The following is a 7119-nucleotide window of genomic DNA, read 5'->3' as shown; positions in this document are numbered from 1 at the left end:
CCAACGGCGAAGAGGGCAACGCGGCGGTTGAGGCGAAGGTGAAGGCGGACGTGGCCGCGCTCTGCGCCCGCTTCCCCATCTACCCCACCCTCTGAGGCCGGACCAAGGGGTGGCCCAAGGCCCACCCCACCTGCCGCTCACAGACCTCAGACACCACCACACCCCAAAGCCAACAGCAGGTCCGGTGGGCTTCAGGCCACCGCTACAAGGCCACATGCCGGAGCGCGGCAGGAGGGCAATCGCTTGTTTGCGACACGCAGGCGAGCAACATCTGCGATTAGGTCTACACGTAGGTATCGCGGTCCTACCTGCCCAAAAATTCCGGTGCTTCGGTATAGCTTCTCTCCTTGAGCCACCCTATTGGGTTGGGCGCCCTTAGGCCCATTCAGCACCTGACGCAGCGGTAGAGTTTTTTAACGCCGAGACGATCCCAGACTCATAGCTCTGCGATTGGTAGCCTGATCCGTGCAGGACTTCGGGCAATAAAAAGAAGGATGTTCAATGAGCCCTAAGCTCAGGACTCATAGCCAATAGATAACGCGCGCGGCGAGCGCGACTGCTGAGAGGAATACGTTCGGGCATCTGTCGTATCGCGTTGCCACGCGCCGCCAATCTTTGAGCCTGCCAAACATGATCGCGATCCGATTGCGCCGTTTGTATCGGTGCCTTTGCAGTTGTCGCGTCACTTCTTCTTAAGCCGTTGCGATCGATGAAGATAATCCCACGCGACACGCGTTGATTATGGATGCGTGGCTTGCCACGGGACTTTGGGAAAAAGGGCTGAAAGTGTGCCATTTGCCCGTCGGTCAGCCTAAATGGAAAGGACATATCAACGCTCTTTTTTAAACTGTGAAGCACACCATACCAAGGAAATGAGCGGGTCCTGACCCTAAGGCACGGGTGGTTTCGCTAGCGGCTTCGAAATTTGTCAAACCACTGTTGGCCGCTCGATCAGATGCTGCAAGAGGCGCATTTATCTTTTTATATTAACAGCTTGTTCGCTCGCCGAGTTTGGAAATCGAGGGCGAATCCCACCAGCAACTTTCCAGGCGATATACTTAAGGTTGAAGAATCACTAATTTTCTGAAAATATCTTGAAATATTTAATAGTTTTTGGAGAAAGAAGCCATGCGAACATTTGTTCTCATTGCGTTTATTACGGCGTTAGCAACTGCCACGCATTCGCCGCTGACCGCACAGACCTGTAACCCGTCCGTTCAAGCTTGCCGCTAATCGATTTGGTCGAAGTATTTAAAAATGTCCGAAATTGCAGCGCTTTTTTTCGGCGCGACGATTATTGTTTTCTTTTCATATGAACGCTTTAACCGCGCCAGCTACGACGCAGGTAGCAGACTAGAACGACTGATAACCATGCTCTCGCCCGACAAGCTTCGGGCCAGACGTGTCGTTTTGCAGGCTTGGTGTTTATATACGACCGCACTGTTGCTGATTTACGTTTTGTCTTGCGCCTACGTCGAAGTCCTCCCTGAGATCGACCGTACCCAACTTGCCGGTGCAAGCAACCTTCCTGACAGCTCAGACGAAAGCAAGCAAAGCGGTTCGATTGGAATACCACCTGGTGTTTCGCTCGGCGTCGCCCTGATCCTGGTGGGGCTCGCTCCATCCGTACCCATTCTGAAACGTTTCGAAAACTGGCTGCGTCAGACAGCGCATCGCTTGGCGGGAATCCCAACGCGGGTTTTGAGTAACAGCGAAGAACTGCGCACAAACGCGATAGATCTGAAAGTAGAGGGGGATGAAAAGCTTCTTATTCCTTCAGGATATTGGGAGCGACGAGAGCACTACAAAAAGGCAACGTCAGATCAACTTACCGCGCCTTCCGACTTTGCAAACGATATTGACCTGATCTTTGCTGTGACCGCTTGGTTGATTGATCGTCGACTGAAATTGAGCAATGTGGATATGCGCGAAAAGTTTCAATTGCTCGAAGACGAACTTCGCAACCGCAAAGACGTCATGATTCTCGAACTCGATGAGAGAACCAATTTTGTTTTGGGTGGCGCGGTATCGACGCAGACGTCTTCCGGGCCGGCCACAGCAGACGAAACCGCGACAGAAGAACTCAAACGCCGCAGTTGGGAGCGCGTCGCGTCAGACGTCAATAATTTGGCGGATGATCTTTGCGTTCTTCTGGCGCTCTACGTTGAGCATGGGTTTATTCAGATTGACCCGGTCGACCAAGTGGAACCAAGGTCCAAAGGTATCGCACGCGCTGTACCAACAACCGCGGTGCGTCAATCCGCACGCCAGCAAGACTTAGCGCGCGCGCGATTGCTTGGCTTCGTCTGGCCCATTTTGGGCGATGGCCTGAACAAAATCCAACCCTCGAACACGACGCCAGCCCTATTTTGGTCAACCATTCTGATATTCATCGTGACACTTGTTTGGAGCTACTGGCCCGGGCTTTACGAAATGGAGCTTCGCTGGATGGGCGTTCCAAGCACTGGATATCAGCGCGCAGGAGATTATCTCGTCGTCGCATTCAATGGCTTCATGATCCCTATGTTGATCGCTGTTGCGCTGCGTGATGCGGGTCTGCAATCCAAAACTTGGATCAATATATGGCGCGCTCCTCATTGGACCGCATCCTTGCCACAAATCTTAATGATGCTGGCTTTGGCCTGGTTTTCAGCGATTTTCATCGTGATTGCCATAAATTTTTGGAACGTTGCAATCACTCAGAACCAGGGATTCGACAGAAACGGAAGCTTTGACGTTGTCCGGACCGCTTTTGAAGCAGACGCCCTATTTATTCTCAGAGGCTCGATTTTTGCAGTCCTTGTCGTACTGCTCCTGGATGGGATCTCCGCCCAATTGCCTTCGCTGCAAAAGCAAAAGACTTGGCGCTCCAGTTTGCTTTGGGCGTCTCGCGTTGCCGTAATCATGGGCGCTTTGGGATTTTGTGCACGCACGATACGGTCGATTGTTGCTGCGCGTGTGGCTGAACCGCCGCGCCCGGGCCTGGACGCCATCGACTTTGGCTTAATCTTCTATTCGACGGTCTACTCTGCGCTTATTGGATTTGTGGTCGTTTTCTTTCTTAGCGAAGTATTGCTGAACCAAAGGCAGGGCAAGCGTTACAGTCTCATCCCCAACATCACCAAACCAGCTGAATAATCATGACGTATTCACTTGTCCCATTGTATCTCATTGCCTTTCTGACAGCCTCGTCCACCGCCTTTGCGTCAACGGATGATGTCCGGATCGCAATGCGGGTCGATACGCCCCCCTTTGTGTCCAGAGATCCTTCCTCGGGCGCATATGTCGGGTACTTCTATGATGTTTGTACCGAGGCCGTTACACGTGCTGGCTATCAGTTTACGGAACACCCGATCTCGGCAGCCGATCGCAATGAGTTCCTGAAGTTTGGGTCAGGCAATTTTGATTTGGTCTGTGATCCCACAACCATCACCCTTGCGCGCATGAACAATTTTTCTGATGACCAGGACATAGGGACACCGCCTGAAACCCAAAAATCTGTTTCCGGCGCGAAAGCGTTGGACTTCTCTCAGATTATTTTTGTTGCCAATGGTGGGTTTGCGTCTGTCAAGAGCCCGCAAGACCCGGATTGGTCTTATCGCCTGCATAGTGTGACCGAAGGGTTGTCTGAAAAGATCAGCGGGAACGGTGTCTTACACTGCAAGGATCTCTTTCAACAGGTTAAATTGGCGCCCTCAAAACCGGACGAACCCGCGCCCAAGGATCAGAGCTCGCAAAACGACGAGGCGGACCATGATCTAGTAGAGGAATGGAAGCTGAGCGAGTTTATTAGGTTCCGCTACAAGGCCGTCGAAGTTCCGCAAGACAAAGAACAAGAGGCAGAAGAGGTTCCGCAAACGCGCATCCTGCGTGCGCAAGTTTTGGGCTATGTTGTTGGATCAACCATTCGGGAAGCAGTTTTGAACTTCAACGAAATAGGTGTGCGGCCAATAGCTTGTGTTATGCCGTCCCACAAAGACGCCGCAGCCGCGTTTTGTCGTGGGCAGCTCGATCGATATTACGGAGACTTAGATATCGTGCGCGCATCTATAGCCGCTTACAACACACAGGAGGATGAGACTTGCGAGGCGACCTTTGCCGGTCCGGATCAACTGACCTACGAGCCTTATGCATTTGTTGTGTCGGACCGCTTGGCGGGTTTCCCGGAGCGATTGAGATGTGCGATCTTTAGCATGTTCGCGGATGGGACAATGAACAACCTTTATGCCGGGCGTTTCAAAGAGGAAAAGAGTGCACCTCTTGCGACATTGTTTGCGATTAACAGGGTCCCCTCCGGACAGCGTGAAGCTGTAGATCCAGAGCAGCCGGTTTGCGGCGCTTTCCGGTAGGTCGTACGGAATACGTTAGATCCAGAAACACGGCTAAATCGTGCTCACAGATGCGTTAGGCATAGCCGTGACACCTTTGCTATTTTTGCGGGTCTATTTGCTATTTTTGCGGGTCTATAAATGCCTCTGTGCTTATCCCATAAGGCCGCCCTTTTGGCTTAGTTTTTTGCGCTGCCAAGGCAGCGCAATGTAACCTGTTCCCCAGAAAAGTCCTCGATTTGGGGGTATCCGTGCATGGTGGCCTCAGACAACGGGACGGAACTGACCTCCGACGCAATGCTCAAATGGTAAGAAAACCGTAAGGTCGATTGGCACTACATTGCGCCAGGCAAGCCCATGCAGAAATGCCTCATCGGTAGCTTCAACGGGCGCATGCGCGAAGAATGTTTGAACGAACACCTGTTCCTGTCGCTCTGCCATGCCTGCCGCTTATTTGTGGCATGGCGCACAGACTACAATCTCCATCGGCCTCACTCCAGCTTTGCTGGTCTGACGCCATTCGAATATGCTAATCGGTCAGACAAGGACCAAAACCTGAACAGAGCCAATCTAGAAACGCCGACTCCAGGGAGAGCAGGTCACCAGCTCTCGTCTCGTTTTCAGAAGTAGGGGACGCTCCTCTTGCTGCTCGACCTTGCCCTTCCAGCAATATGCGCTCTGGATCGGTGCATATCGCTTGGAACAGGCGACCAGACGCTGTTCAATAGGTGTTGCGCCGCAACATGCCCATGCAACACGTCATGTTGGAGGCAAGAGATGTGCGTCAGTGGAGCTTACCACGCCTGTGCCGTCCGTTTTGCTCAGACAATCACATCTTCGGCAACTTGTTCCCCCACGCCAAAGACGCGCTTGTAGCGGCCTATCTCCTGCGCCGGACCCATGGCCTTGTTTGGGTTGTCCGACAGCTTCACCGTCGGTGCACCGTTGGCCTCCACCGCCTTGCAGACCAGCGAGAAGGGCGCCAGCCGGTCCTCGGGCACAAGCATGCGGAAGTCATTGGTCAGCAGCGTTCCCCACCCAAAAGAGACATTGGTGCGACCCGCGAACTTGCTGTGCAGCGAGCGGATCTTGTCCACGTCCAACCCGTCGCTGAAAATAATGCGTTTCTGGGCCGGGTCCTCGCCACGGGCGCGCCACCAGTCGATGGCAATCTGTGCGGCCGTTGCCGGGTCACCGCTGTCGATGCGGATGCCCGTCCACCCCGCCAGCCAATCCGGCGCCTTATCGAGGAATCCCTTCGTCCCAAAGGTATCGGGCAGGATGATCCGCAGGTTGCCGTCATGCTCTTCATGCCAGTCTGATAGAACGTCGTAGGGTGCCTGTGCCAGGTCCTCGTCGTTGTCGGCCAAAGCGGCATAGACCATCGGCAACTCATGCGCATTTGTGCCGATGGCTTCCAACTCGCGGTTCATGGCGATCTTGCAGTTGGAGGTGCCGGTGAAGGCCGTGCCCAGCCCTTCCTGCATGGCCTGTACGCACCAGTCCTGCCAGAGATAGCTGTGCCGCCGCCGTGTGCCGAAATCGGCAATCGACAGATCTTCGACCTCCCGCAGCGCCTCGATCTTCTCCCACACCCGGGTCATGGCGCGGGCATAGAGCACCTGCAGCTCGAACTTCCCCATGCGGTTCAGCACCGCGCGCCCGCGCAGCTCCATCAGCACCGCCAGCGCCGGGATCTCCCAGAGCATCACCTCGGGCCAGTTCCCCTCGAAGGTCAGCTCGTACTGGTCGCCCTTGCGCTCGAGGTGATAGGGCGGCAGGCGCAGCTGCTCGAACCACTCCATGAAGTCGGGCCGGAACATCTGGCGTTTGCCATAGAAGGTGTTGCCGCGCAGCCAGGTGCTTTCCCCGCGCGACAGCGATAGGGAGCGGATGTGGTCGAGCTGTTCGCGTAACTCGCCCTCGTCGATCAGTTCCGCCAGCGGCACGTGTTTGGACCGGTTGATCAGGCTGAAGGTCACGCGCGTGCCGGGCTTGTTGCGAAAGACCGATTGGCACATCAGCAGTTTGTAGAAATCGGTGTCGATCAGGGAGCGGACAATCGGGTCGATCTTCCATTTGTGGTTCCAGACGCGGCGCGCGATATCAACCATGGCGGGTCTCCAACTGCACACCCGCGGCTGTCATCCCGTCACGTGCGGCAGCGAGCGAGCCATCGAGATCAATCGCGCGGCAGAGGTCTTCGCGGACCTCAACGTCGAACCCCAGCTTGGCGGCGTCCACCGCCGAGAAGTTCACGCAGAAATCCAGCGCAAGCCCGACCATGACCAATGCGTCGATACCCCGGGTGCGCAGATATCCTTCGAGGCCTGTGGGCGTCACCTGATCGTTTTCGAAAAAGGCAGAATAGCTGTCGATGGCGGGATTATAGCCCTTGCGGATGATCAGATCGGCCCGATCGGCCTGCAGCTCGGGGTGAAACTGCGCGCCGAGGCTGCCCTGGATGCAGTGGTCGGGCCAGAGCACCTGCGGCCCATAGGGCATGTCGATCAGATCATAGGGCACTTTGCCCTCGTGCGAGGAGGCAAAGGAGGAATGGCCCGCAGGGTGCCAGTCTTGTGTCAGGATCACGGCGTCGGCCTCGGCCATCAGCGCATTGACACCTTGCACGATGGTATCTCCTTCAGGAACGGTCAGCGCACCGCCGAGGCAGAAATCTTTCTGCAGGTCGATCACGATCAGGGCTGTTGTCATCTATGCCTCCTGCTTCGGTCATCTTTGGGTAAGGGGCAGCGTGCGGGGCGTCAATGGCAACCGGTGCGTGTGAGCG

Annotated in this window: 5 protein-coding genes and 2 pseudogenes; 3 read left to right on the top strand and 4 right to left on the bottom strand. The window is 55.2% G+C overall.

Translation table 11 applies throughout. The annotated features are described in order from the left end of the window. Positions 1–521 precede the first annotated feature (521 nt). Positions 522–668 (bottom strand): annotated as a pseudogene (locus tag So717_RS22725) (IS5/IS1182 family transposase); the annotation flags it as partial. Between the two features lie 589 nt (positions 669–1257). On the opposite strand from So717_RS22725, the gene So717_RS03840 reads away from it, so the two are divergent. The 3 genes and pseudogenes from So717_RS03840 to So717_RS03830 form a co-directional block, all read left to right on the top strand. Next, positions 1258–3138: a hypothetical protein gene (locus So717_RS03840; protein WP_159974857.1), complete on the top strand. Its 1881-nt coding sequence runs from the start codon at positions 1258–1260 to the stop codon at positions 3136–3138. A gap of 2 nt (positions 3139–3140) precedes the next feature. Beyond that, positions 3141–4349, top strand: coding sequence for a substrate-binding periplasmic protein (locus tag So717_RS03835; RefSeq protein WP_159974856.1), 1209 nt, complete (start codon positions 3141–3143; stop codon positions 4347–4349). Positions 4350–4571: 222 nt separating this feature from the next. Continuing rightward, positions 4572–4958, top strand: a pseudogene (locus So717_RS03830) (integrase core domain-containing protein); the annotation flags it as partial. Here So717_RS03830 and cutA read toward each other — a convergent pair. The 3 genes from cutA to pncA form a co-directional block, all read right to left on the bottom strand. Next, the gene (gene cutA / locus So717_RS22625) at positions 4899–5054 is read right to left on the bottom strand and encodes a divalent cation tolerance protein CutA (RefSeq protein WP_159974909.1); all 156 of its coding nucleotides are present in this window, start codon (positions 5052–5054) and stop codon (positions 4899–4901) included. The pseudogene So717_RS03830 and the gene cutA overlap by 60 nt on opposite strands. A 95-nt stretch (positions 5055–5149) precedes the next feature. Further along, on the bottom strand, positions 5150–6442 hold the full coding sequence (gene pncB / locus So717_RS03820; RefSeq protein ID WP_159974855.1) for a nicotinate phosphoribosyltransferase: 1293 nt from the start codon (positions 6440–6442) through the stop codon (positions 5150–5152). Beyond that, positions 6435–7043, bottom strand: coding sequence for a bifunctional nicotinamidase/pyrazinamidase (gene pncA / locus So717_RS03815; protein WP_159974854.1), 609 nt, complete (start codon positions 7041–7043; stop codon positions 6435–6437). Before pncA ends, pncB begins: the two co-directional genes overlap by 8 nt. Between the last annotated feature and the right edge of the window lie 76 nt (positions 7044–7119).

Source organism: Roseobacter cerasinus (assembly GCF_009811755.1).
Lineage (GTDB): Bacteria > Pseudomonadota > Alphaproteobacteria > Rhodobacterales > Rhodobacteraceae > Roseobacter > Roseobacter cerasinus.
Note: the sequence above shows the minus strand (reverse complement) of the source record. Positions and strands in the feature narration are given on the sequence as shown.

What these genes read in the sequence shown, in the direction of transcription:
- pncA (WP_159974854.1), bottom strand. Translation starts at nt 7,043, where the DNA reads ATGACAACAGCCCTGATCGTGATCGACCTGCAGAAAGATTTCTGCCTC.
- So717_RS03835 (WP_159974856.1), top strand. Translation starts at nt 3,141, where the DNA reads ATGACGTATTCACTTGTCCCATTGTATCTCATTGCCTTTCTGACAGCC.
- So717_RS03840 (WP_159974857.1), top strand. Translation starts at nt 1,258, where the DNA reads ATGTCCGAAATTGCAGCGCTTTTTTTCGGCGCGACGATTATTGTTTTC.
- pncB (WP_159974855.1), bottom strand. Translation starts at nt 6,442, where the DNA reads ATGGTTGATATCGCGCGCCGCGTCTGGAACCACAAATGGAAGATCGAC.